This window comes from Lentzea xerophila (genome assembly GCF_051094245.1).
Taxonomy (GTDB): Bacteria; Actinomycetota; Actinomycetes; order Mycobacteriales; family Pseudonocardiaceae; genus Lentzea; species Lentzea xerophila.
This window is the reverse complement of sequence record NZ_CP194934.1, coordinates 2,018,175-2,042,087: the sequence shown is the minus strand read 5'-3', so window position 1 is coordinate 2,042,087 and position 23,913 is coordinate 2,018,175. Positions and strand designations below refer to the sequence as shown.

Annotated in this window: 23 protein-coding genes; 8 read left to right on the top strand and 15 right to left on the bottom strand. The window is 69.4% G+C overall.

Features of this window, described 5'->3' with window-relative positions:
- Positions 1-21: 21 nt before the first annotated feature.
- The 4 genes from ACRSBM_RS10075 to ACRSBM_RS10060 are packed head-to-tail and all read right to left on the bottom strand — an operon-like array spanning position 22 to position 3,671.
- Positions 22-336: a non-heme iron oxygenase ferredoxin subunit gene (locus tag ACRSBM_RS10075; RefSeq protein ID WP_093601368.1), complete on the bottom strand. Its 315-nt coding sequence runs from the start codon at positions 334-336 to the stop codon at positions 22-24.
- Entirely contained in the window at positions 333-1,490 is a 1,158-nt protein-coding gene (gene sufD / locus ACRSBM_RS10070) for a Fe-S cluster assembly protein SufD (RefSeq protein WP_434442277.1), read from the bottom strand. Before sufD ends, ACRSBM_RS10075 begins: the two co-directional genes overlap by 4 nt.
- Before the next feature lies 1 nt (position 1,491).
- A complete protein-coding gene (sufB, locus tag ACRSBM_RS10065; RefSeq protein ID WP_434442275.1) occupies positions 1,492-2,946 on the bottom strand; it encodes a Fe-S cluster assembly protein SufB in 1,455 nt (484 codons plus the stop codon).
- Positions 2,943-3,671 carry a helix-turn-helix transcriptional regulator gene (locus tag ACRSBM_RS10060; protein WP_434442272.1) on the bottom strand — a complete coding sequence of 243 codons (729 nt, stop codon included), beginning with the start codon at positions 3,669-3,671 and terminating at the stop codon, positions 2,943-2,945. Before ACRSBM_RS10060 ends, sufB begins: the two co-directional genes overlap by 4 nt.
- Positions 3,672-3,765: 94 nt before the next feature.
- Between ACRSBM_RS10060 and mptB the strand changes: the two genes are divergently transcribed.
- The 4 genes from mptB (at position 3,766) to ACRSBM_RS10040 (ending at position 10,192) form a co-directional block, all read left to right on the top strand.
- On the top strand, positions 3,766-5,301 hold the full coding sequence (gene mptB, locus ACRSBM_RS10055; protein ID WP_434442269.1) for a polyprenol phosphomannose-dependent alpha 1,6 mannosyltransferase MptB: 1,536 nt from the start codon (positions 3,766-3,768) through the stop codon (positions 5,299-5,301).
- Between the two features lie 76 nt (positions 5,302-5,377).
- Positions 5,378-9,034, top strand: a complete 3,657-nt coding sequence (locus tag ACRSBM_RS10050; RefSeq protein ID WP_434442267.1) for a patatin-like protein — start codon at positions 5,378-5,380, stop codon at positions 9,032-9,034.
- Positions 9,035-9,075: 41 nt separating this feature from the next.
- The gene (locus ACRSBM_RS10045) at positions 9,076-9,612 is read left to right on the top strand and encodes a TetR/AcrR family transcriptional regulator (protein ID WP_434442264.1); all 537 of its coding nucleotides are present in this window, start codon (positions 9,076-9,078) and stop codon (positions 9,610-9,612) included.
- Positions 9,613-9,751: 139 nt separating this feature from the next.
- Positions 9,752-10,192, top strand: coding sequence for a hypothetical protein (locus ACRSBM_RS10040; protein ID WP_434442262.1), 441 nt, complete (start codon positions 9,752-9,754; stop codon positions 10,190-10,192).
- Here ACRSBM_RS10040 and ACRSBM_RS10035 read toward each other — a convergent pair.
- Both ACRSBM_RS10035 and ACRSBM_RS10030 read right to left on the bottom strand, forming a co-directional pair.
- On the bottom strand, positions 10,173-12,158 hold the full coding sequence (locus ACRSBM_RS10035) for a glycosyltransferase (RefSeq protein ID WP_434442258.1): 1,986 nt from the start codon (positions 12,156-12,158) through the stop codon (positions 10,173-10,175). The two genes, ACRSBM_RS10040 and ACRSBM_RS10035, sit on opposite strands and share 20 nt — an antisense overlap.
- Positions 12,155-12,697, bottom strand: coding sequence for a DUF998 domain-containing protein (locus ACRSBM_RS10030; protein WP_434442255.1), 543 nt, complete (start codon positions 12,695-12,697; stop codon positions 12,155-12,157). The genes ACRSBM_RS10035 and ACRSBM_RS10030 overlap by 4 nt, the downstream gene beginning before the upstream one ends.
- A gap of 352 nt (positions 12,698-13,049) precedes the next feature.
- On the opposite strand from ACRSBM_RS10030, the gene ACRSBM_RS10025 reads away from it, so the two are divergent.
- From ACRSBM_RS10025 to ACRSBM_RS10015, 3 genes are read left to right on the top strand one after another with little or no spacing between them, the layout of a single operon-like run.
- Positions 13,050-13,979, top strand: coding sequence for an ABC transporter ATP-binding protein (locus ACRSBM_RS10025; RefSeq protein WP_434442253.1), 930 nt, complete (start codon positions 13,050-13,052; stop codon positions 13,977-13,979).
- 56 nt (positions 13,980-14,035) lie between these two features.
- Positions 14,036-14,734, top strand: a complete 699-nt coding sequence (locus ACRSBM_RS10020; RefSeq protein ID WP_434453040.1) for an ABC transporter permease — start codon at positions 14,036-14,038, stop codon at positions 14,732-14,734.
- 21 nt (positions 14,735-14,755) lie between these two features.
- Positions 14,756-15,670, top strand: a complete 915-nt coding sequence (locus tag ACRSBM_RS10015; protein ID WP_434442250.1) for a COX15/CtaA family protein — start codon at positions 14,756-14,758, stop codon at positions 15,668-15,670.
- On the opposite strand, the gene ACRSBM_RS10010 is transcribed toward ACRSBM_RS10015, so the two are convergent.
- Together ACRSBM_RS10010 and ACRSBM_RS10005 are read right to left on the bottom strand one after the other, a co-directional pair.
- Positions 15,649-16,752: an ankyrin repeat domain-containing protein gene (locus tag ACRSBM_RS10010; protein ID WP_434442247.1), complete on the bottom strand. Its 1,104-nt coding sequence runs from the start codon at positions 16,750-16,752 to the stop codon at positions 15,649-15,651. The genes ACRSBM_RS10015 and ACRSBM_RS10010 overlap by 22 nt on opposite strands.
- Positions 16,753-16,761: 9 nt before the next feature.
- Entirely contained in the window at positions 16,762-17,226 is a 465-nt protein-coding gene (locus ACRSBM_RS10005; protein ID WP_434442244.1) for a GbsR/MarR family transcriptional regulator, read from the bottom strand.
- 139 nt (positions 17,227-17,365) lie between these two features.
- Between ACRSBM_RS10005 and ACRSBM_RS10000 the strand changes: the two genes are divergently transcribed.
- Positions 17,366-17,830, top strand: coding sequence for a hypothetical protein (locus tag ACRSBM_RS10000; protein WP_434442242.1), 465 nt, complete (start codon positions 17,366-17,368; stop codon positions 17,828-17,830).
- On the opposite strand, the gene ACRSBM_RS09995 is transcribed toward ACRSBM_RS10000, so the two are convergent.
- The 7 genes from ACRSBM_RS09995 to ACRSBM_RS09965 form a co-directional block, all read right to left on the bottom strand.
- A complete protein-coding gene (locus ACRSBM_RS09995) occupies positions 17,827-17,997 on the bottom strand; it encodes a DUF397 domain-containing protein (RefSeq protein ID WP_434442239.1) in 171 nt (56 codons plus the stop codon). The two genes, ACRSBM_RS10000 and ACRSBM_RS09995, sit on opposite strands and share 4 nt — an antisense overlap.
- Positions 17,994-18,830: a helix-turn-helix domain-containing protein gene (locus tag ACRSBM_RS09990; protein WP_434442236.1), complete on the bottom strand. Its 837-nt coding sequence runs from the start codon at positions 18,828-18,830 to the stop codon at positions 17,994-17,996. The genes ACRSBM_RS09995 and ACRSBM_RS09990 overlap by 4 nt, the downstream gene beginning before the upstream one ends.
- A gap of 105 nt (positions 18,831-18,935) precedes the next feature.
- Positions 18,936-19,499: a Uma2 family endonuclease gene (locus ACRSBM_RS09985; RefSeq protein ID WP_434442234.1), complete on the bottom strand. Its 564-nt coding sequence runs from the start codon at positions 19,497-19,499 to the stop codon at positions 18,936-18,938.
- A 143-nt stretch (positions 19,500-19,642) separates the two neighbouring features.
- Positions 19,643-20,260: a GTP-binding protein gene (locus ACRSBM_RS09980; protein WP_434442226.1), complete on the bottom strand. Its 618-nt coding sequence runs from the start codon at positions 20,258-20,260 to the stop codon at positions 19,643-19,645.
- A complete protein-coding gene (locus tag ACRSBM_RS09975; protein WP_434453038.1) occupies positions 20,241-20,714 on the bottom strand; it encodes a DUF742 domain-containing protein in 474 nt (157 codons plus the stop codon). Before ACRSBM_RS09975 ends, ACRSBM_RS09980 begins: the two co-directional genes overlap by 20 nt.
- Positions 20,715-20,789: 75 nt before the next feature.
- The gene (locus ACRSBM_RS09970; RefSeq protein ID WP_434442223.1) at positions 20,790-21,209 is read right to left on the bottom strand and encodes a roadblock/LC7 domain-containing protein; all 420 of its coding nucleotides are present in this window, start codon (positions 21,207-21,209) and stop codon (positions 20,790-20,792) included.
- Complete coding sequence (locus ACRSBM_RS09965; protein WP_434442221.1) at positions 21,206-23,824, bottom strand: nitrate- and nitrite sensing domain-containing protein; 2,619 nt, start codon at positions 23,822-23,824, stop codon at positions 21,206-21,208. The genes ACRSBM_RS09970 and ACRSBM_RS09965 overlap by 4 nt, the downstream gene beginning before the upstream one ends.
- Positions 23,825-23,913: the final 89 nt, after the last annotated feature.

The following is a 23,913-nucleotide window of genomic DNA, read 5'->3' as shown; positions in this document are numbered from 1 at the left end:
TCCTGGTGGTGTAGCTGAAAGTCAGTTCGTGGTGACGGTGACGTCGACGAACACGTCGCCGTCACGGATGTCGACGGCGTAGACGTCGACCGGTTCACTGGCGGGCGGCGACGAGGGCTTGCCGGTCTCCAGGTCGAAGCACGACCCGTGCAACCAGCACTCGATCCCCTTGCGGGAGACCTCGCCCTCGCTCAGCGACACCGCGGCGTGCGAGCACAGATCCGCGAGTGCGTGCACCCGCTCGCCGTCGCGCACCAGCACGAGGTCGACATCGTCGACGCTGGCGGCGAACGGCTTGCGGTCGTCCAGTGAGGACAGTGCACACACCTTGATCACGAGCCGACCGCCTCGAGCTCTGCCTCGATGGCGGCCTCGAGACGCTCGCGCACCTCGGGGACGGCGATCTTCGCGATCAGCTCCTGGAAGAAGCCGCGCACGACGAGCCGCCGTGCCTGGTCCTCCGGGATGCCGCGCGCCTGCAGGTAGAACAGCTGCTCGTCGTCGAACCGGCCGGTGGCGCTGGCGTGGCCCGCACCCTCGATCTCGCCGGTCTCGATCTCCAGGTTCGGCACCGAGTCGGCACGCGCGCCGTCGGTCAGGATCAGGTTCCGGTTCAGCTCGAACGTCTCGGTGCCCTCGGCGGCGACACGGATGAGCACGTCGCCGATCCACACCGCGTGCGCGCCCTCGCCCTGCAGCGCGCCCTTGTAGACGACGTTGCTGCGGCAGTTGGGCTGCCCGTGGTCGATGAACGGCCGGTGCTCCTGGTGCTGGCCCGCGTCCGCGAAGTACAGACCGAACAGCTCCGCGTCGCCACCGCGACCCGCGTACTGCACGACCGGCGTCACGCGCACGACGTCGCCGCCGAGCGTGACCACGGTGTGCTTGATGGTCGCGTCGCGGCCGAGCTTCACGTGGTGCTGCGAGACGTGCACGGCGTCGTCGGCCCAGTCGTGGATGGTGATCACCGTGAGGTGAGCGCCGTCCGCGACGAGGAACTCGACGTTGTCCGCGTACACGCCGGAACCGCGGAAGTCCAGGATCACGGTGCCCTCGGCGAACTGCGAGGCCTTGATCTGGATGTGGCCGTAGGCGACGGTGCCGGAGCCCGCGCCGGTCACCGTGACGGTGGTCGGCTCGGTCTTCGCGTCGCCGGGCAGCGTCACGATCGTGGCGTTGGAGAAGGACGTGTACGCCTGCGCCGCGATGCGGTCGCCGGGCACGCCGGCCTTGCCGAGGCGGTCGTCGTCACGACCGACCGTCTCGACGGTGACACCGGCGGCGGCGTTCACCTCGACGGCAGCGGAACCCGTTGCCGCAGCGCCGGAGTGCAGACCGGCAAGACGCTTGAGAGGCGTGAAGCGCCAGATCTCCTCACGGCCGCCCGGGACCTCGAACGCGTCCACGTCGTAGGACGTGAAGTGCTCTGCGCGCGAGGCGACGGGGACGACAGCTCCGTGGGAGTGAGGTTGAGTCGACAGGGCGGCCATGTCAGCCGACGGCCCCTTCCATCTGCAGTTCGATCAGGCGGTTCAGTTCGAGGGCGTACTCCATGGGGAGCTCACGCGCGATGGGCTCGACGAACCCGCGCACGATCATCGCCATGGCCTCGTCCTCGTTGAGGCCGCGCGACATCAGGTAGAACAGCTGGTCCTCGGAGACCTTCGAGACCGTGGCCTCGTGACCCATCTGCACGTCGTCCTCGCGGACGTCGACGTACGGGTAGGTGTCCGAGCGACTGATGGTGTCGACCAGCAGCGCGTCACACTTCACCGTGGACTTCGAGTGGTGCGCCCGCTTGTTGACCTGGACCAGGCCGCGGTACGACGTGCGGCCACCGCCACGCGCCACCGACTTCGACACGATGGTCGAGGAGGTGTGCGGTGCCATGTGGACCATCTTGGCGCCGGCGTCCTGGTGCTGGCCCTCGCCCGCGAACGCGATCGAGAGGACCTCGCCCTTGGCGTGCTCGCCCATCAGGAAGACGGCCGGGTACTTCATGGTCACCTTGGAGCCGATGTTGCCGTCGACCCACTCCATGGTCGCGCCCTCTTCGGCCTTGGCGCGCTTGGTGACCAGGTTGTAGACGTTGTTCGACCAGTTCTGGATCGTCGTGTAGCGGCAGCGGCCGCCCTTCTTCACGATGATCTCGACCACGGCCGAGTGCAGCGAGTCCGAGGAGTAGATCGGCGCCGTGCAGCCCTCGACGTAGTGCACGTAGGCACCCTCGTCGACGATGATCAGCGTGCGCTCGAACTGGCCCATGTTCTCGGTGTTGATCCGGAAGTAGGCCTGCAGCGGGATGTCCACGTGGACACCCTTCGGCACGTAGATGAACGAGCCACCGGACCACGTCGCGGAGTTCAGCGCGGAGAACTTGTTGTCACCGGCCGGGATGACCGAGCCGAAGTACTCCCTGAAGAGCTCCGGGTACTCGCGCAGGCCCGAGTCGGTGTCGACGAAGATGACACCCTGCTGCTCCAGGTCCTCGCGGATCTGGTGGTAGACGACCTCGGACTCGTACTGGGCGGCGACACCGGCGACGAGGCGCTGCTTCTCCGCCTCCGGGATGCCCAGGCGGTCGTAGGTGTTCTTGATGTCCTCGGGCAGGTCCTCCCAGGAGGTGGCCTGCTTCTCGGTCGAACGCACGAAGTACTTGATCGAGTCGAAGTCGATCCCAGAGAGGTCAGCGCCCCAGTTCGGCATCGGCTTGAGGTCGAAGAGCTTGAGCGCCTTCAACCGGTACTCGAGCATCCACTCGGGCTCGTCCTTCTTCGCCGAGATGTCGCGGACGACATCCTCGCTGAGGCCTCGGCGGGCGCTCGCGCCGGCAGTGTCCGAGTCGGCCCAGCCGAACTCGTAGTTGCCGAGAGACGCGATGGTCTCTTCCTGCGTGAGCGGAGACTGCACCGTGGTGGGCGTGCGCTGCTCGGCAGCGGCAGTCATGCGGGCTCCCCTCCATCATCTGGGTCGAGCTTTCCGGCGGAGCCGGGGGAACTGGGTGAACTGTTCGGGATGTGCGTCGTGCACACGGCGTGGCCGCGGGCGATCGTCGCGAGGCGCTGCACGTGGGTACCGAGGAGGTTCGCGAACGTCTCCGTCTCGGTCTCACACAGCTGGGGGAACTCGGCGGCGACGTGGGCGACCGGGCAGTGGTGCTGGCACAACTGCTCGCCCGTACCCACATTTCGCGCCGCCGCAGCGTAGCCTTCCCTGCTCAACGCGGTCGCAAGGGCCTTGGCCCGTTCGGCGGGCGTGACCTGGGCCACGATCGTCGAACGATGACCGTCCACGAGTGCGTCGACACGACTTTGCGCGAAGGCGCGCACTGCCTCCTCCCCACCCGTCTGGGCGAGGAACCTGAGGGCGGCGACCGCGAGGTCGTCGTAGGCGTGGCCGAACCGGGCGCGTCCGGCGTCAGTCAGCAGGAAGAGCTTCGCGGGACGGCCACGACCACGTTGGGTCTGCCGGGGTGCGTCCCTCGTCGTCGCCTCACCGTCCGCGAGCAGCCCGTCGATGTGACGACGCACGGCCGTGGGACTGATGCCCAGCTCCTCGGCGATACCCGCCGCGGTGACCGGGCCCTGCTCCAGGAGGAGCCTGGCGACAGCACGCCGAGTCCTGCCGTCGTGCTGCGGCACGGCGTCAAGGTGGGTCTCGGCGTTTTTCACAACACCAGTGTTGCGTATTTCGCCGGAGGTCGCAAAGATCGCGGTCACAGGGTGACCTGACTCACGGCTGAACGTGGCTCGATACGCTCCTGACATGTCCACGAACGGCGGAGCTGTAACTCCGGAGAGCGACCTCTTGAACGGTCGGGAGCGTCGTCAGCTGGACATCGTCCGCCGCTGGGGCACCATCGGCGCTCTGCTGCTGACCGTCGGGTCCCTCGGTGGCGGCGCCGCGCCCATCTACTCGCCGCTCTACGGCGTGCCGGTCCTCGGGCTCTTCTCGAGGATGCCCAGCGTCGCGATGGGGGTCGTCTGGACCGGCATCTTCATGATCGTGTCGGCCTGGCTGGCGCTGGGCCGGTTCGTGCGTCCTGGCAGGCCACGGCTCATCTCACGCGGTCAGATGGACCGCACGCTGCTGATGTGGACCGTTCCGCTGGTCTTCTGCGTGCCGATGTTCTCCCGGGACGTCTACAGCTACCTGGCGCAGAGCGAGATCGCCGCGCGCGGGCTCGACCCGTACGAGCTGGGGCCGGCCAACGCGCTGGGCGTCGACCACGTCCTGACGCGCGGTGTGCCGAACATCTGGCGGGAGACGCCCGCGCCGTACGGGCCGCTGTTCCTCGCGTTCGGCCGGTTGACCGCGATGCTGACCGGCGACCACGTGGTGTCCGGCGTGTTCGTGCACCGGCTGCTGGTGCTCTGCGGCCTGGCGATGATCGTGTGGGCGCTGCCCCGGCTCGCCGCCCGGTTCGGGGTGCCGCCGGTCGGGGCGTTGTGGCTGGGTGCGCTGAACCCGCTGGTGCTGTTCCACATCGTCATCGGCGTGCACAACGACGGGCTGGCGCTCGGCCTCATGCTGGTCGGCCTGGAGCTCGCGATGCGCGGGCTGGAGCCGTTGAAGTGGTCGTGGATCGCGCTGGGCTCCGGGGTCATCGTGTGCGGCGCGATGGTGAAGATCCCCGCGATGGCCGCGCTCGGGTTCCTCGGCGTGCTGGTGGCGCGCAAGCTCGGCGGCCGGCTCAAGCACCTGGCACTGGTGGCCGGGATCATGACCGTGATAGCCGCGGCCGGGGTGGTGGTGATCTGCCTCGGCACCGGGTTCGGCTTCGGCTGGGTCGAGACGCTGAACGTCGCCTCGACGGTGAAGTCGTGGATGTCGCCGCCGACCGCGCTGGGCTTCCTGGGAGCCGGCACCGGGATCATGCTCGGCCTCGGCAACCACACCGAGGCGATGATCTCGCTGACCCGGCTGCTCGGGCAGGGCGTGTCCGCGGTGATCACGGTGATCCTGCTGTGGCGCAGCTTCAAGGGCCGGATCAAGGCGATGAACGGGCTGGGCGCGGCCCTGGGCGCGATCCTCGTGCTCGGGCCGGTGCTGCAACCCTGGTACGTGCTGTGGGCGGCGATCCCGCTGGCCACGGCGGTGGTCGGGCCGAAGTTCCGGCTGTTCGCGATGGTCACCTCGGCGATCATCGCGGTCATCCTGCCGCCCACCGGGTCCGCGTTCGACGGGCGGGCGTACACGGTGCCGCAGGCCGTCGCGGGCGCGGTGATCACGTTCGCGGTCTGCGTGCTGATCGCGCGCAAGCGGGTCGGGCCGTTCCTGAAGTCCGACACCGCCGCGTGACCGGCCGGTAACCCCGAATCCCCGGCGGACGACCCCGTAGTCAGGGGAGGATCGTCGCCGGAGGGGGTGATGCGGCATGACCGGGAAACCCATGTCGCGGGAAGAGGTCCGGTTCGCCGTCGTGCTCAACGGCGGCGTGAGCCTGGCCGTCTGGATGGGCGGCGTCGTGCTGGAGCTGGACCGGCTGACCAGGCCGGGCAGCACCTACCAGCCGCTGCTGGACCTGGTGGGCTGCACGGCGCGGGCGGACGTCATCGCCGGCACGTCGGCGGGCGGCATCAACGGTGCCGCGCTGGCGTTGTCGCAGGTCAACAAGCACGCCGACCTGAGCAGGCTGAGGGATCTCTGGGCCGAGCAGGGCCGGATGGAACAGCTGCTCAGGACACCGTTTCGCGGTGAGCCCGCCAGTCTGCTGAAGGGCGACGAGTTCTTCCTCCCCCGGCTGCAGGAGGCGCTGGCCCGCCTCACCACGGACTTCGAGCCCACCGAGGCCCACGAGCGCCCGATCGACCTCAGGATCACCACCACGTTGCTCGGTGGCGTACCGATGACCAGCTACGACGACCTCGGCCAGCCGCTGAGCCAGTCGGTGCACCAGGGTTCGTTCTCGTTCCGCCGCGACCCCTACGACTGGGTCAGCGAGGACACCAGGGACGACTTCCGGCCCGGCGTCCTCGACGAGCGCGTGCGGCAGCTGGCGCTGGCAGCGAGGTCCAGCGCGAGCTTCCCGTTCGCGTTCGAGCCGAGCTTCATCCCGGTCGGCGGCCAGGCCACCCCGGACAAGCCCGACATGTCCGACGTCGCCAGCTGGGCGAACGGCGGGGACCGCAGCAGGTTCGCCGTCGACGGCGGCGTCCTGGTCAACACCCCGACGCGCGAGGCACTGGCGGCCATCGACCGGATGCCGGCGGACGGGCCGGTGCGCCGGGTCATGCTGCTGGTCTTCCCGCACGCTGAGCCGCTGGGCTCCGAACCGCAGGCCGACACCGCGGACAAGCCGATGACGACGGTCAGCTCCGGCGCCCGGTTGCTGAGCGCGATGTCCAGCCAGGCCAACAGGACCTACGTCGAGAAGATCGAGGAGCACAACCGCCGTGCCGCGAGCTCCCGTGGCGGCCGGATGGCGTTGCTGGAACGGTTGCACGCGGGCGGCGAGAACGTCGTCGACGAGGTGTACTCGCTGGCGGACAAGCTCTTCGGCCACTACGAGGACGTCGAGATCCGGCTGGCGGCCCGCCAGCTGACGGCCCAGCAGTTCGCGCTGCCCGAGGGCAACCCGGCGAACTGGTCGTTCGAACGGGCGCGCCGTGCGGCGGAGACCGCGCAACGCAGGTGGAAGGAGCAGCACGGCGTGCTGCCCTACGTGCCGGGCATGCGGCTGCCGAACACCGTGTGCCGCGAGGACCTGGGCTGGGAGTGGGGCATCACGATGGCCGAGCGCCTCGGCTCGTCCGCTCTCGACCTGCTCAAACGGCTCGTGTGGGTCGCTCCGGACGGCGAGGCCGACGCGATGGTGACGGCTCGCCGCGAACTGCACCAGGTGCGCGCGGAACTGCGCAGGCTCCGCGCCGACCTGTTCGCGTGGAAGCCGTCCGACTCGCTCGGCGAGGGCTACTGGACCGGCCGGCTCGCGAGCTACCACGAGCACATGATCGACGGGCACCTCGGCCTGGAGGTCAAGGCGCAGGTCGCCGAGATCGGCCGGGTCGTCGGTGCCGCCGGGCAGGTCATGAGCGGCCTCGACGAGCACCGGCTCAAGCTCGGTGGACTCGGCTGCTGGCACGCGCTGCTCACCCCCGCGGCCACCGCGTCCGAAGCTGGGCTCAGCGACGGCGAACGGGTGCTGTCCCGCCTGCTGGCGCTGGAGATCGCGGGCACGTGCCTGTCCGACGACGCCTCGACCGGGCACGACACGCCGGTCGAGCTCGTGCAGGTGTCGCTGCAGACGCGCAACGCGTTCGCGCGGCAGTCGATCACGGCGGACGACAAGGCCGGTGGCGCGTCGCTGTCGCGGTTCTCCGGGTTCCTCAAGCGTTCGTGGCGGGTCAACGACTGGATCTGGGGCCGGCTCGACGGCGCCACGATGCTGTGCCGGGTGCTGTTCGACCCGCGCCGGCTGCGCAGGATGGACCTCCTCGGCCGGCCGGAAGGCGACCGGCGCACAGCTGAAGAACGCGCGAAGGCCGTGGTCGACGAGGTCGTGAAGGCCATGTTCGGGCTGGAACTGCCGGTGCGGGTCGCCGCGTGCGCCGACGAGGCCACGAAGGAGCTCGCCGGCATCTACGAGACCGACAACGAGCTGTCGCCGTCGTCGATGAAGCTCGCCGAACTGGCCGCGTGGGGCCTGCACTGGCGGATCATCTGCGAGGAGCTCCCCCGGCTGCGCGCCGCCATCATCGCCGACCGGGGCGACGGCGCGGACGAGCGGTCGCGGGGTGAGCTGTTCCTGGAGGAGCACGCGGACCTGCTGCGGCGCCTGGAGTATCCGCAGGAGCACACGGTCACGCTCGGCATGGCGGCGTTGAACGCCTTCGACCGCGCCGGGATCGGCCGCGAGCCCCTCACCCAGGAAGCCGCGTCGGACCAGATGATCCGCACGGCCGCCACCGCCGCGGCCGTCGCCGTCACGGTCGCCGACTCCGAACGGTCAGGGCTCGCCGCGGTCCGTCCCGTCACGCGGGTGGTGCGGGGAGCCGCGTTGCTGCCCTACTGGACGATCACCGGGCTGACGCGCGGCGGGAACCTCGCGCACTTCCTGGGGCTCCTCGGTCTCGCGGTCGGCGGCGCGCTGGTCGTGATGGCGCTGTTCGGGATGCTGCCGGCGTGGGCGGCGGGTCCTGGCGCGGCGATCGGCGCGGCCAGTCTCCTCGCCGCCTTCGGTTACGCGGCACTGCGCAGCGGCACGATGCTGCACGGGCTGGTGCTGCTGTCACCCGTGATCCCGTTGGTGGCCATAGCGATCGACCGGATGCCCGACAACCGGACGGAGATCACGACCGGCACGATCACGGTGGCCGGTGTCGCGCTCGTGGTCGCTTCGTTGCTCGTGCTCGGCTCGTTGCCCGCCCCGATCCGCACCCCGCTCGCCGTGCTGGCCGACTTCAAGCCACTGGAGATCGTGCGGCGCCGGTGGAGGCAGGCCGTGGTCGCGCTGGTCGCGGCCGGGCTGGTGTGGACGGTCTGGCAGTTCGAGCTGCACACCAAGCCGTGGCTGGTGATCCCCGTCTCGGTCCTCTGTGGAGCGTTCGGGACGTACATGGCGCTCAGCGGCGGCAAGTCGTTGCAGCGCTGGCGCAGGGTGGAAGGTGTCTGGGGCACGGAACGCGCCGAGCCTCCCGCCGCCGCGACGGCGGGCTGGGCCGTGGTCTACGGCGTCGTCTACCTGGCGGTCGCGAACGTGCTGCTGGTGGTCGGACCGAGCGGGTGGGGCTGGCAGGTGGTGATCGGCACGGCGCTGGCGTTCGGCCTGACACTGCTGCTGATCACGTCCTGGTACGTGCCGCGCGTGGAACGCCGACGGATCCGCGAACAGCTGGTCACCGAGGCGATCCCGGCGATCTACCCGCCGGGCTGCGACGTCGTGGCGACGTTGCGCGAACGGCTGGAGGGCCACGCCTCGCTGTACCGGTTCCTGGTGGCGGCGGAGGGCGAGCACCCCTCGGAGCTCACCCTGTCCCAGACCGGACTGGTTGTCGCGCAACGGATCGAGGCGAAGCTCAAGCCACGCGGATAGCGTCCGGGACCCGGCGTGCCCGGCCCTGTACGTTGGCACAGATGAGGGCCGACGCGACACGCAACGTCGAAGCGGTGCTGCGCGCCGCCGCACGCGTGTTCTCGACGGACCCCCACGCGCGGGTCACCGACGTCGCCGCCGCGGCGGGCGTGGACAAGCGGACCGTCTACCGGCGCTTCGACTCGCGCGAGGAGCTGCTGCTGGCGGTCTACCGCGCGCGGCTGGACCGGCTGGAGGCGTTGATCGACGCGACCTTCGCCGACGGCCGGCCGGTGCGCGACGCGCTGCTCGCGTTCGCCGAGGGCGGCATCCGGCTCAGCCGCGACTGGCCCGTCGACATCCGCGCGGTGACCGATCCGGAGATCCGGCGGCGGCGCGAGGAGCTGGACGCGCGGATGGACGACTTCCTGCGCCGCGCCGAACAGGCGGGCGTGGTCGCGGCCGGCCTGCCCGGCGGCTGGCCGTTGCGGACGCTGCAGACCCAGCTGCACGCGGTCGCCCAGGAGATGCCCGCGCTCCAGCCCGGTCCGGCCGCCGCGCTCGTGGTCGAGACGTTCCTGCACGGCGTCGGCGCCTGACCTGTGACGAGGGCCATGCCCGTGGCGGCATTTCCGGGCTGCCTTCCACGTCGTAAGTGTCATAGAAAGGGACACTTAGCCAGCACCTCGGAGAAGCCCTCCACCGCGAACGTCGCGGTCTGGTAGGCCCCATGCCGGCGTGCCACCCGCGCGGCCGCCGACGGACGAGAACTGCACGAAGGTGCCCGAGCGCTGCCGCCGCAGCACCGGCAGCGCCGCGCGGGTCACGTTCACGAAGGGTTCCTCGATGATCCGCCACGAGGTCGGCCCGGACTACGAGGAGACCGTCGGCGCGATCAACCGCTACCGCGAGGAGAACGACGGCGTGCAACCCGGCGACCCCGCCCGTGCCGCACGGGTGCTCCCCGACGTCGTCGCCTCGAACGAACCGCCGCGCCGCCTCGTGCTGGGTGCCGCCGCCGTCGAGACCGTGCTGACGGCGGAGGCGAAGCGCACCGCCGAAACCGAGAAGTGGGCCGCGGTCAGCGCGTCCGCCGACTTCCCCGCCGATGACCTTGGGCCCGGCCGCGTGCTGCGGCCGGGCCCGCGGACTCCCCCTGTCAGGCTGCCAGTGCGATGACGGGCACGGCGCGGCCCATCGCCCGTGCGTAGAGCGCCTCGAAGCGGTCCAGGGTCGTGGCCAGCGCGTGGTGCGAGATGATCTCGCTGCTGGCGGCGCCCATGCGGGCCCGCATCGGCGCGTCGTGCACCAGCGTGTGCAGGCGCTGCGCCAGCTGGTTCACGTCACCGGGCTCGAACAGCCAGCCGTTGCGGCCGGAGTGCACCAGGTGCGGCAACGCCATGGCGTTCGCGGCGATCACCGGCTTGCCCGCGGCCATCGCCTCCATCGTCGCCAGGCTCTGCAACTCGGCGACACCCGGCATGACGAACAGGTCCGCACGGGCGTAGGCGTCGAGCAGTTCGTCCTCCGACACGAAGCCGTGGAACTTCACCCGGTCGGCGATCTCCAGATCGCGGGCCAGCAGCTCCCATTCGGACTTGCAGGTGCCGTCGCCGACGATCTCGCCGACCGCGCCGGGCACGCGGGCCAGTGCGCGCAGGAACTCGTCGACGCGCTTCTCCTCGTCCAGCCGTCCGACGAACAACGCGGCCGGCCGGTCGTTGTGGGTGACCTCGCGCTGGTAGCGGGCGATGTCGATACCGCACGACACCGGCACCGCACGAGCGGGGAAACCACTGTCGTGCAGCAACTGCACGGCACGCGGCGTGGGCGCGGTGACAACGTCGGCGCGGCCGAACACGCGCGCCAGGTCGCGGTAGGCCCACTTGCGGGACAGGCCCTGCAGGAACGCCGGCACGTGCGCGTGGCTGAACAGGTTCTCCGGCATGAAGTGGTTCGTGGCCAGTGTCGGGATGCCCTGCGCGACAGCGGCGTTGAGGACGAACCGGCCGACGACGAAGTGGGCCTGCACGTGCACGACGTCGGGCTTGAGCGACGCGATCAGTTCTTTGGCTTCCTTTGCGGCCTGCCAGGGCAGGCAGAACCGGAAGTCCGGGTAGAACGGCAGCCGGTGCGAGCGCAGCCGGTGCACGGTGACTCCGGGGATCTCCGTGGCCTTGGGCGAGTCGGGGGCGATGACGTGGACGTCGTGGCCCTTCCCGGCCAGGCCGACCGCCAGGCGCTGCGCGAACCGCGCGGCACCGTTGACGTCCGGCGGGAACGTGTCGGCGGCGATGACGACGCGCAGCGCGCTGGAGGTGTTCACGGGAAGCTCCGTTCGGATGTTTTCACGAGGTTGACGAGCGAGTGCGAACACGCCGCAAACTGCGGCGAGAGCGCAGGCGAACAGTCCGGCACCGGTCCAAATGGATAGATGCGCGGCCTCGCCGAGAAGGAAGGCGCCGATGCCGACCGCGACCAGCGGATCCACCACGGTCAGGCAGGCGACGGCGAGATGAGGAGGTCCGCCCGCGTAAGCGTGCTGGACCAGCCAGCCACCGACGCCGAGCGAGAGGGCGATGCCGAGCACGGACGCGAGGTGCGACAGGCCGAAACCGCCCTGCTGCACCGACTGCGACACCGCACGCATCAGCACCGAGACGTACCCGTACGCGACGCCACCGGCCGAGGCGAACGCCACGGCACGAACACGCGGGTTCGTCGTGAGAGCGGCGACCACGCCCGGCACCGCGATCGCGCCCAGAGTCACCAGACCGGCAGTCAGCTCGGCGTCCGGCGCGACCTGGGTGGCGGTGGCGCTGCCCGAGGCCAGGAGCACGAACGCGCCCACACCCACAGTCGTCAGCAGAATCGCCGGCAGCTCACGGAACCGCCGGTCCAGCAACGCGGTCATCCCGATCGCCAGCACACCGATCGGCTGAACAACCGTCAGCGGCGCCATTCCGAGCGCGGCAGCATGCACCCCGGCACCGGCGACCAGCAGCACGAGCCCGCCCAGCCAGCGGGGATCCCGGACCATGCCGATCTTCGCACCGGCCACGGCGACCGCGTCGTGCTGCAGGCGGGCCGCGAAGGCGAAGCACACGGCGCCGAGCACGGCGAGCGTGATGGCGAGCAGTGTCATGACTTGCGCCTCACCTGTAGGGCCGCGATGGCGAAAAGCAGTACGTAAAGAGATGCGAACAAAACGCGTTCCGTAAGTCCGCGTGCCTCGAAACCGGCGAACGAAACGTGGCTGACCAGAAACGCCGCGCTCGAGACGCTCGCGGTTGTTGCGATACCGAGCAGGGCCGGAAATTGGCGGGCGATGAGCACGCCGGCCGCGGGCAACGCCACGAACATCACCGCGCCGGCGTACCGGTGGATGTAGCCCGACATCGAGGTGGGCGCTCCCGTCGGGTCGGTCGGGAAGATCGTCACCACGGTCAGCCCCGCCGACCACAGGCCGATCAACCACTGCGCTGACCTGCCTACACCGCGCAGGTTGACGGCGAGCAACGCCGAGACGGCGGCGAGACTAAGAGACGTCGCCGCGAGCCAGCCCGTGCCGTTGTCCACGAAGACGTAGTCGCTGATCACGTCACTGATCGGGTTGTGCTGACCCGCCGACACCACATGCAGGTAGAAAATCGGGACCAGTGACAACACCAGTCCCCCGACCACCAGACTCCGTCTTTTCGCCCCCGCCTCGATCACGTCAAAAGTCTCTTGTGAACTCGGTGATCAACCAATGGGGAACTCCCCCGATGTGACCCTGAGGTGTCCCTTAGGTCCAGGGGTAGGGACAGCCCCACCATCTTCAGCTCCGCTTCAGGAAAAGAACGCGGGGGCCCCGCGTTCCCCGGAAGGAAACGAAAGGCTCCCGCGTTTCCTGGAAGGCGGAGCCTGAGCCTGGCGGTGTACGCGGGGAGCTTTCGTACTGTCACGTAGTACGGGAGGTCCCCGCGTGCGGTCACGTAGTACCAGAGGTCCCCGCGTGCGCTCAGGCAGGCCGGACCGCCTAGGCTGACCGGTCGTGAGCCCGAATCCCCAGCCTGCGGTGGAAGTGTCGGGGCTGGTCAAGAGGTACGGCTCGAAGACCGCCGTCGACGGCCTCGACCTGGTCCAGCAGCCCGGCACCGTCCTCGCCCTCCTCGGGCCCAACGGCGCGGGCAAGACGACGACCGTCGAGATCTGCGAGGGGTTCCGCTCGGCCGACGACGGGTCGGTGCGCGTGCTGGGGCTCCTGCCCGGTTCCGAGGCGTTGCGGCCGCGGATCGGCGTGATGCCGCAGGGTGGTGGCGGCTATCCCGGCATCCGCGCCGAGGAGATGCTGAACCTCGTGGCGGCGTGCGCGGCGAACCCGCTCGACCCGAAGTGGCTCATCGAGGTCCTCGGGCTCGGTGGCGCGGTGCGCACCCCGTACAAGAGGTTGTCCGGCGGGCAGCAGCAGCGGTTGTCGCTCGCGTGCGCGTTGATCGGACGTCCCGAGCTCGTGTTCCTGGACGAGCCGACCGCGGGCATGGACCCGCAGGCGCGGCGCCTGGTGTGGGACCTCGTGGGCGCGTTGAAGGACGACGGCGTGGCGGTGCTGTTGACGACGCACCTCATGGACGAGGCCGAGGCGCTCGCCGACGACGTCGTGATCATCGACGAGGGGCGGGTCGTCGCGCAGGGCTCGCCCGCCGAGCTCACGGCGAACCGGCCGGACGACCAGCAGCTGCGGTTCCGCGCCCGGCCCGGCCTCGAGACGACGTTGCTGTCCGCCGCACTGCCCGAGGGGCTGAAGGTGCGCGAGGCGAGTCGTGGCGCGTACGTCGTGGAGGGGCTGATCGACCCGCAGGTCGTGTCGACCGTCACGTCGTGGTGCGCGCAGCAGGGTGTGCTGGCCGAGGAGCTGACGGTGGCCAAGCGCAGCCTCGAAGACGTTTTCCTGGAGCTGACCGGCAGGGAGCTGCGTTCGTGACCACCTTCGCTCCCGGCACCTTCACGCCCGCGCCCGGCCGCGGGTCACTGCCGAAGATGCTCTTCGCGCACGCCCGCACCGAGGCGATGCTGACGTTGCGCAACGGCGAGCAGATCCTGCTGACGGTGCTCATCCCGCTGGCGTTGCTGGTGGCGTTGTCGCTGATGTCGGTGATCCCGATGCCGGAGCCGCGCGTGGGGTCGGCGACGGCGCGGATCTTCGCGCTGGCGATCATCTCGAGCGCGTTCACCGGGCAGGCCATCGCCCTCGGGTTCGACCGGCGTTATGGCGTGCTGAAGCGGCTTTCGGCCTCGGCGCTGCCCCGGTGGCTGCTGGTCGCCGGACGGGTCTGCGGCGCGCTGGTCGTGGTCGCGCTCCAGATCGCCCTGCTGGCGGTCACGGCGTTGATCCTGGGCTGGCGCTTTCCCCTGAGCGGTCTGCCGTGGGTCGTCTTGCTGATCGTCCTGGGCACGCTGACGTTCGGTGCTCTGGGCGTGCTGCTCGGTGGCGCGCTGCGGGCCGAGATCGTGCTGGCGCTGGCGAACATCATCTGGTTCGTGCTGCTGATGGTCGGCGGCGTGGCGTTGTCGGTGCCGGTCGGGTTCGTGCACCTGCTGCCGTCGGCCGCGCTGGCCCAGGCGCTGGAAACCTCTGTGGTGCACGGCACGGCACCGGGTGTGGGCCCGGTCGCAGTGCTTGTGGCCTGGGGCGTTGTGGCCGGGGCGTTGGCAACCCGGACGACGAAGCTCACCTGACGACCACCTACCATCAACGGCGTGTCGAAGCTGACCGCCCTCCTCGTGTCCTGGCAGCGCGCGTTCGCGATTGCCGTCGTCATCGCGCAGGCCGGAATCGCGGTCACCGGGTCGATCGTCCGCGTGACCGGCTCGGGTCTCGGCTGCCCGACGTGGCCGGAGTGCGTCGAGGGCAGCGTCGTCCCGGTGGAGCACCCCGAGGTCGCGGCCCTGCACCAGTGGGTCGAGTTCGGCAACCGGACGCTGACGGGTGTCGTCGGGATCATCGCGGGTCTGTGCGTGCTGGCGGCCTGGTTCCACCTGCCGCGGCGCAGGCGGGTGCTGGTGCTCTCGCTCGTCCAGCTCGTCGGGGTGGCCGTGCAGGCGGTCGTCGGCGGCATCACGGTGCTGACCGGCCTGGCCTGGTACACCGTCTCCATCCACTTCATGATCTCGATGGGTCTGGTGTGGATGGCCGTGCTGCTCGTGAGCTCGCTGTCCGAGGGCGACGGTCCGGCCCGTCTGAAGGTGCCGGCACCGTTGATGAAGCTTCAGGTCGTCATGGCGGTCGTGCTCGGCGCGTTGCTGCTCGCGGGCACCTGGGTGACGGCAGCTGGGCCGCACGCCGGTGACGCGTCGACGCCGCGCCTGGGCGTCGAGGTGGAGACGCTCGCGCAGATCCACGCGGACCTGCTGTTCCTGTTCCTGGGCCTGCTGATCGCCGTCGGGTTCTTCACCCGTACCCGCACGTACTGGACGCTCGTCGGCGTCGTGCTGGCTCAGGGCGCGCTGGGCATGGTGCAGTACTGGACCGGCGTGCCCGAGGTGCTCGTATCGATCCACGTGCTCGGCGCCGGCGCGGTCGTCGTCGCCACCGCGGCGCTCTGGACGTCGTCGCGTGAGCGCACGCACACGGTCGAGCTTCCCGCTGAGGATCAGGCGCTCAGCAAGGCCTGAGCGTCGGCCTGGTCGTTGTGGCCGGCCCAGTTCGCGGGCGTGGCCTCGAAGTTCGCGTCCGTGATGGTCCGGTCCGCGCCCGCGTCGAGCAGGACGCGGATGACCGGCAGGTGGCCGCGTTCGGCCGCGAGGTGCAGCGCCGTGACGCCCTCTCCGTGCATCGGGCCGCCGAAACCCGTGCGCTGGTTGGGGTTCGCGCCCAGGTCGAGCAACGTGCGGGTGGCGTTCTCCAGCCCGCGGTACGCCGTCCAGGCGAGCGCCGTGCCGCGGTAGACGTCCGCGTCGATCCTGGCGCCGCGCTTGAGCAGGTCGCCGAACACCTCGGTGCGGTCGTTGCGGGCGGCCCAGGACAACGCCTCGTCGAGGACCTCCTGCGGGTCGTTCGTCGGCCACCAGCGCGGGAAACCGCTGTGCGGGCGGTAATAGCCGCGTGCGGCCTCCGGTGCGACGGCGAGGTCGAGATCGCCCAGGCCGGCCGCGGTGCGCAGGTTCGGCGGGTGGATTCCGTACTGTGCCAGGAGTTCCGCGGTTTCGACGTTGCCCCAGAACAACGCGATGGCGAGCGGCGTGCCGCCCTCTCCGCGCGCGTCCAGGTCGGTGCGCGCGCCCTTGGCCAGCAGGAGCCGGGCCAGGTTCGGGAGGTTCGAGTACGCCGCCTGGTGCAGGGCGGTCCAGCCGTGGACGTTCTGGTGGTCGATGTCCGCGCCGTCGTTCAGCAGCACCTCGACCAGGCGTTCGTCACCCTTGGCGGCGGAAAGCCCGAGCAGGTCGTTGCCGTTGGTACCGCTGGCTTTCACGAGCCACGGGTCGCGCGTGATGATCGCCTTGAGCTCACCGGGGTTCTGCATCTCGATGGCCTGGTAGGCGCGGGCGAACGGGCGCGGCTTGCGGATGTGCGCCTTGAAGGCCTTCCAGTCCGCGCAGCCGTGGGCCTGGGCGAGGACGGTGTGCGCGCCCTCGTCCGTCAGCGGGACGTCGTCGAACACCTCGAGAGCGCCGGGCACGCCGTCCCACGCGGAGGCGAGCAGACCTCTGGCTCTCTCCTCGTAGTACTCGACGTCATCGCGAAACGGGTGCCACATGGCACCACGCTACTTCGGCGCGGCGGGCCTGCGCTCCCACAAAGCGGGAAGTTCCTCGGAGAGCCAGCCGTAGAGCCGGTCGACGGTCTTGAGCCGCATCGCACGCTCCGGGTCGCCGCTGAGCAGGCGCATGCCGTCGTCGGTGAGCGTCTGGACGCTGGCGATCGCGGTCAGCTTGCGCTGGATGAAGTCGGTCCAGGCCTTCTCGTTGATCCGGTACTCGGCGGCCTGGCGGCCCCGGCGGGTCCGCTTGGTCACCAGGCCGACGTTGACCAGGTACTTGAGGTTCGTGCTGATCGACCCGCTGCTGGCCTCGAGCTCCTGGGAGAGCTCGGCGGCGGTGCGCTCGACCGGCTGGCAGACCAGCAGGTAACCGAGGATGCGGCCGCCGATCAGGGGAATGCCCTCCTCGGCGAAGTGGGCCGCGAACCGCTCGATCCACGCCGACAGCCGGGTTTCCCTGCCCACGCTCATCTCAGTGATCCCTTTCGGTCGACACTGAAATTATCGTAGCGATCTTGTCAACGTCGACGCGCAACAAAAGGTTGCAGGTTGATACGGGACGTGCAACTATCGGTTGCGCGTTATCCCCGACCTCGACAAGGACGTACCAATGGACACGACCGCACTTCGCAGCGCCTACGAGAAGTTCTTCGAGGTGGCGGCGGCACCCGACCTCGGCGAGGCCGCCGACGGAGGCTGGAACGCCGACCAGGTGCTGGCCCACGTCCTCAGCGTCGACGCGGCGACCGCCGCCGTCGCACTCGGCGTCGCGTCCGGCTCACGCCCCACCTTCGACAACCGGATCTGCCTCGACGGCTGGAACCTCGACCGGATCATCGCCGAGCACTCCGGCAGGGCTGAGCTGATCGCTCACGTCCGCCGCCAGGCGGAGCTCCTGTGCGACATCGCCGACCAGCTCAGCGAGCAGGCCACCGCGGTGCTGGTGCCGACGTTGCTGATGTCCGGCGACACACTCCTGCTCGACCAGCCGATCCCACTCGCCGCTCTGATCGACGGCCTCGCCGAGAACCACGTGCCGGTGCACACCCAGCAACTGGTCGACCTGCGGCCTTAGGCTTCGACCGGCTCTCGCTTCACCGTGGCGAGGAACGCCGACCAGGCCTGCTCCGACACCGCCACGTGGGCGGCAGGCGCCTTGCTGTCCCGGACCCCGACGCCGTGCCCCACCTCGACGCAGTTGTCAGCGGTCGCGCTGTAGCTGCTCTTGCGCCAGTTGGTCATTGGAGACCCTCCAAGATGTTGTCGATCACCGCCCTCGATTGTCCACGATCCAGGGCGCTCGCCGCGAGGCGCTTCACCCTGCCCTCGTAAAGCGCGACGGTTTCCTTGTCGTCGAAGAACAACCCACAGTTCAGCGTGTCCAGGAAGACGAGCGGCGGGTACTTCGGGAACCTCATCACGCGGAAGTCACCGGCCGCACCCGCGTGCATGCCGATCGACCGCGGGATGACGTGGAAGTTGATGTACTCCCGCACCGACATCCGCATCAGATGGGCCAACTGCTCTCGCCAGACCTCCTCGCCGCCCACCGGGAGCAGAAGCGCCTGTTCATGCACGTAGAACGTGAACGTCCGGCCTGGCCTGAGGATCTCCGTCCGCGCGCTTCGCGCAGCCGCGACCTTGGGGACGTCCTCTTTGTCGATCGGCCCGGCCTCGGTGACGAGATAGGCGTACTCAGGGGTTTGAAGCAGGCCGGGTACGACGATCATCGACGAGGCGACGATCTCCGTGGATTCCTTCTCGTGGTTGATGAGTGTGCGCAACTGGTCCGGGACGCCGTCCTCGGGGAACAGGATGAACCCCTTCTCCCGCGCCTCCAGGAACAGCTTCAGCAGGTGCTTGCGCTCGACCAGGCTGAGGCGGAGGTAGGCGAGCACCTCGCGGACCTCGGCCAGGTCGACGCCGCCCTTGCCGTTGACCAGGTCGGACATCTTCGACTCGTCCCAGTCGAGTTCTTCGGCGAGTTTGCGTTGCGTCAGACCGGTTTTGGCGATGGCGGCGCGAAGGGCGTTGCCGAACTCGCGGCCCACGACGTTCGACTCTCTTTTGGGCATGGGAGAAAGTTAGGAGGCACCAGGGCTCGAGCTCTATCGTTTCAGCTCAAAAAGCCCTGAAAGAGGCAGGCTTGGAGAAACTCCAAGCGGCCAGACAAATGCCGGTCAACGGCGCCTGCGGGTGAGATCCGCTGGGGCGAATGTCACCGACGCCGTGCCGGTGATCGCCACCGTACCGGCCCTGCCGGCGTTCAGCGTCGTAACCTCGGAGTAAGCGCCGTTGTCCAGCCGATAGCAGTAGATGGCCGGACCGTCGACGCCGTCCGGCTGGACTCGCCAGTACGCGGGCACGCCCGCCGCGGCGAGGGCCGCGGGCTTCTCCAAGCGGTCGCTCTTCTTCGTGGACGGGCTGACGATCTCGACCACCAGCGCGACGTTCGCGGCATCGACGGACACCGTCTCGACGCGCTCAGTCGTCACGACCACATCCGGGATGTAGCCGAAGCGCTTGCTGATCCGAACGCCGACGGCGGTAACGGCTTCCATACCTTCCGGGAAAACAGCGTCATCGAGAATTCTTGCCAGCCTGTCGCCCGCGCGCTGGTGTTTGATCGCTGGAGCAGGGGTCACCACGAACCGCCCATCGACCAACTCGATGCGGCGGCCTTCCTGCGGATCGAGGCTTTCCCAGTCGTCCGAGGTGTAGCCCTCCAGTCGCGCGGCGCTCACTTCGTCACCTCTCGCACGACCCTCTGATGCCGGTCCCCCCACAACGCGCCCACCATGAACCCAGACTAGAAGGCGACTGCCTTCCAGCCTGAGTTTCATCAGTGCATCAACCAGAAAGTGTGAGCGCTTGGAGCAGCTCCAAGTCAGCAGACAGGCGCGAGCGGGGTGGTTTCGTCAGGCCCGGGACGGCGGCGCCAGCGGTCCAGCTTCGCGTGCTCGGTCAGGGTGATCAACGTTTCCCGCACGGAGAGCTTCACGCGCGGGTCGCAGTTCACGACCGGCACGTCGGGAGAGATCCCCATGCCGCGGATGATGGCCTTCACGTCCGAACGGACCGACGCGTGCACGTTGTTCAACGCCAGCACATAAGAAATTCGGTGGTCTTCGAAGTAGCGCATCGCGTCCACGGAGTCCGCGGGGCGCATCACGTCGAACAGCACCACGGCACCCACGGCGCCGCGCACCACATCGCTCCAGCCCGCGCGCGGATCCTGCCATTGCGGCGCCACGAAGAGGTGCAGAGCTAAACCGGGGTCGAGCCAGACCCGGCCGAACTGGATGCGCACCAGCTCCGTCACGCCACCTGTGCGTTCCGGTGGGAGCGCGCTCATCGTCAGGAGATCGCTCTCCACGATGGACCTGATGAAGGTGCTCTTGCCCACGCCGAACCCGCCGGCGACGACAATCTTGGCAGAGGTCAGCTCCCGACCGGGTGGCCCAGGGGGCCCGAATTCGGGAAATCTAGAGCCGACGTAGTCCACTCAGCACTCTCTCCATCAACCCGAGGTCCGGCGTGACACCGCCTGCGGAAGCGGTCTGGTGCACGTCCACCAGACCTCGTTCCGCCATGTCGCCGAGCAGCACCTTCACGACTCCCAGCGGGAGCCGCATCAGTGCCGCCACCTCCGCGACGGATCGCGGGGAGTGACAAAGCTCGACAACGCGTTGGTGCTCTGCCTGCAAGATACCTGTCGACTGCCGAGTCTGATCATTGGCGGAGACAAGTGTCTCGATCTCGAGATTGATGTTGGACCGAGTGCGCCCGCCTGTCCAGGCATATGCACGAACGATCGAGGCGTCCGCGGGCTCAGGCAAGGAGGGCTCGAAGGCTGGGACCTCTTCCCGCGGTGGGACGGGAGGTGCTTCCCGCTCGGGCACCGGGGAGGACGGCGTGCGCGGTCGCTTGCGGCCCGAATCCAGGGAGAACCCGTTCATCAGGTCGGCGATCGTCTGCTCGGCGGGCATCTCGGCTCGCCTGCGTCGTCGGTGCGCGTCAGCGGAACTCATGCATCACCTCACGCTGTGCAGCTGCGCTCGCAGTTCGGGGGTGAGGATCTGGCCCACCTGGTCGACGACCACGGTCATCTCGTAGGCGACTTGACCGACATCGCTGTCGGGGGCGGCGAGAACCGCAAGACAGGAACCGTCTCGAATGGACATGAGAAGCATGATCCCGTAGTCCATCTCGATCACGGTGCGCAACACTCCGCCGCCCTCGAAACAACGCGCGGCGCTCATCGTGAGCGCCGTGACGCCCGAGGAGATCGCGGCCAGCTGCTCGGCGCGGTCCGGCGGCAGACCTGTCGACTTGGTGAGCAGCAAGCCGTCCACCGAGATCACGATCGCGTGGGCGACTCCGGCTACGCGATCGGTGAAGTTCGTGACCAACCAGCCGAACTGGTCGACCTGGCGCGACTGAGGCGTGCTCATGCCTTCTCCCCGTTGTACTGGCCGTTCCCCTGGCCTCTTCCGTTCCCGCCGCCGCCCAGCGGCGCCTGGCGCAGGCCCGTCTGGTAGCTCGCGAGAAAGCCTCGTGCTCGTTCCGGATCACGCTTGGGACCCACGGCAGGACGGGTGCCGTTCTCGGGACGTTCGGCGAGGTCGGGGAGCAGGTTCTTACGCGGCGCCCGTTTCGGCAACCCGGCATCCGTCTCGCCGGCGTCCGTCGCGGGGTCACCTGGCTGCTCCCAGACCGTGCCTCCCGGCTTCTTGCCGAACCACGATGCCACTACGGACGGTGATGAAGAAGGGGTGGAGGCCGGCGAACGATCACCGTTGACCGGTTCGCCCGAGCCGACGTTGCCCGAGAACCAGGAAGACGTCGTCTCGTTCGGAGTCCGCGCCGGCACACCCTCGTGCTGGACCTCGGCCTGGACCTGGACGGGCGGCGGGGTGCGCCGGGGCAGCGACTCGTCGATCGCCGCGCCGCGGAAGGACGACCACTCGGCCGACTCGCGCGGCTGCTCGATGGCCGGTGCGGGTGCGGGCTGCGGCGCCAGGTTCGGGGTCTTCACGACGACGTGCGGGTGCCTCGGGGCCTGCTTCGGCTGTGGCAGCGCGGCGTGGCGCGGCTGGGACTGGGCGGGGGCCTCGTCGTGCGTGCGGGCCAGCTCCGAGGGCACGAGCACGAACGCGCGCAGGCCTTCGCGGCCCTCCCCCGCCCCGCGCAGCCGGACGGTGATGCCGTGGCGGCCCGCGAGCCTGCCGACGACGAACAGGCCCATCTGGCGGGAGACGGGCACGTCGTCCTCGGTGCCGGACGACAGCCGCTCGTTGGCCTCGGTGAGCTCGGCCGGTCCCATGCCGATGCCCTGGTCGGCGACCTCGATGAGCACGAAGCCCTGCTGGTCGATCCGCGAGCCGATCATGACCTGGGTGGCGGGCGCGGAGAACGCGGTGGCGTTGTCCAGCAGCTCCGCGACGAGGCGCACGAGGTCGCTGGCCGCGTAGCCGACGATCTCGACCGACGGCGTCGACTTCACCACGACGCGCTGGTAGTGCTCGATCTCCGACGCGGCGGCGCGCAGCACGTCGGCCAGCGGGACGGGCTGGTGGAACCGGCGGGCGACGTCGGTGCCGGAGAGCACCATCAGGTTCTCGTTGTTGCGGCGCATGCGCGTCGCGAGGTGGTCGAGCTTGAACAGGTTCGCGAGCTGCTCGGGGTTCTCCTCGTGGCGCTCCAGCTCCTCCATGAGCTTGAGCTGGCGCTCGACGAGGCCCTGCGAGCGGCGCGACAGGTTGACGAAGATGTTCTTCATCCCCGACCGCAGCGTCGACTGCTCGACCGCGGAGCGGATGGCCTGCTCGTGCACGGCGTCGAACGCGCGCGCCAGCTGGCCGAACTCCTCGTTGGTGTGCACGGGCACCGGCTCGATCTCGGTGTCCGGCCTGCGGTCGGCGCGGATGGCGGCGACGACCTCCGGCAGGTGGTGGTGGGCCACGTCGAGTGCGGAGTGCCGCAGCTCGGACAGCGAGCGCAGCAGGTAGCGGCCGATGACGAAACCGAGCGTGCCGGCGACGAGCAGCATCGCGAGCAGGATGACCGCGGCGGTGCCCGCCTTGTTGGACGTGCCGTCCTGCAGGGCGGCGGCGGTGTTCGCGAGCTCGTCCTGCAGTTCGCGGGCGACCTGGTCCATCAGCCGGGCGGTGGTGCCGGAGGACTTGTTCCAGTCCTCGACGGCGATGCCGAACGACGGCGGCGGCTTGGGCTGGCCGGAGCGCGGTGCGGGCGGCGGGGTGCCGTCGGGCTGGGTGAGCGCGCGTTCGACGAGAGCCGAGCGGTTCGCCACGGCGGCACCGGTCACGGTCTGGTCGTAGGCGCGGCGCTGCTCGGTGGTGCCGACGGCCTGGAAGTCGTTCAGGCGGTCCTGCAGCCGGATGTCGGACTGCTCCAGCATGCGAACCTCGGGGCCGAGCAGCTTGCCGCGGCCGATCCCGGCTAAGACGATCGCGTGCTGCAGCGAGACCTGCTCCTGCGCGGTGACCATGTTGTGCAGCGCCGCCGCGGTGCCGGAGATGGCGTTGTCGTTGAACTGGCTGACGAGCGCCTGTTCGAAGTCCAGCAACGACTTCACGACCGCGGTGTAGCCGGCGGTGCCGCCCGACGGGTCGCCGCCCTCGCCGCCCTGCGCGACCTTCTCCCGCAGGTTCTTGAGCGTCTCGAGCTGACCGCCGACCTCGGTGAAGCGGTTGCGCGCGACGTCGCTGACGCCGTCGGTGCGGTCGATGCGGCGGCGCACGGTCGCGGCGGCGTTGTCGGTGGCGCTGATCTGGTTCTGGTACGCGCCGACACCGGAGCCGCTGGTGGCGCTCTGCGCGGCGAGTGTGCGTTCCTGCTGGACGCTCGAGATCAGCGGCGCGAGATCGGCCCTGAGCCGCACCAGGCCCTGCGTCTGCACGTAGCCGTTGGACCGGTCGACGTAACCGGAGATCTGCAGTGTGCCCGCGCCGACCGCTATCGCGACCGGTACCAGCAGCACGACGCCGAGCTTGACCGGCAGGCGCCAGTTGCGCCAGTCGCTGATCTTTCTCCACCCGGCATTCACGAAATGATCCCCAAGGCGCGTTCGAAGTGCCCCACTATCGGCTACCTCCTGGCCTGGTGAATCCCCGCGAGTTGAGACCCCCGCAGCTT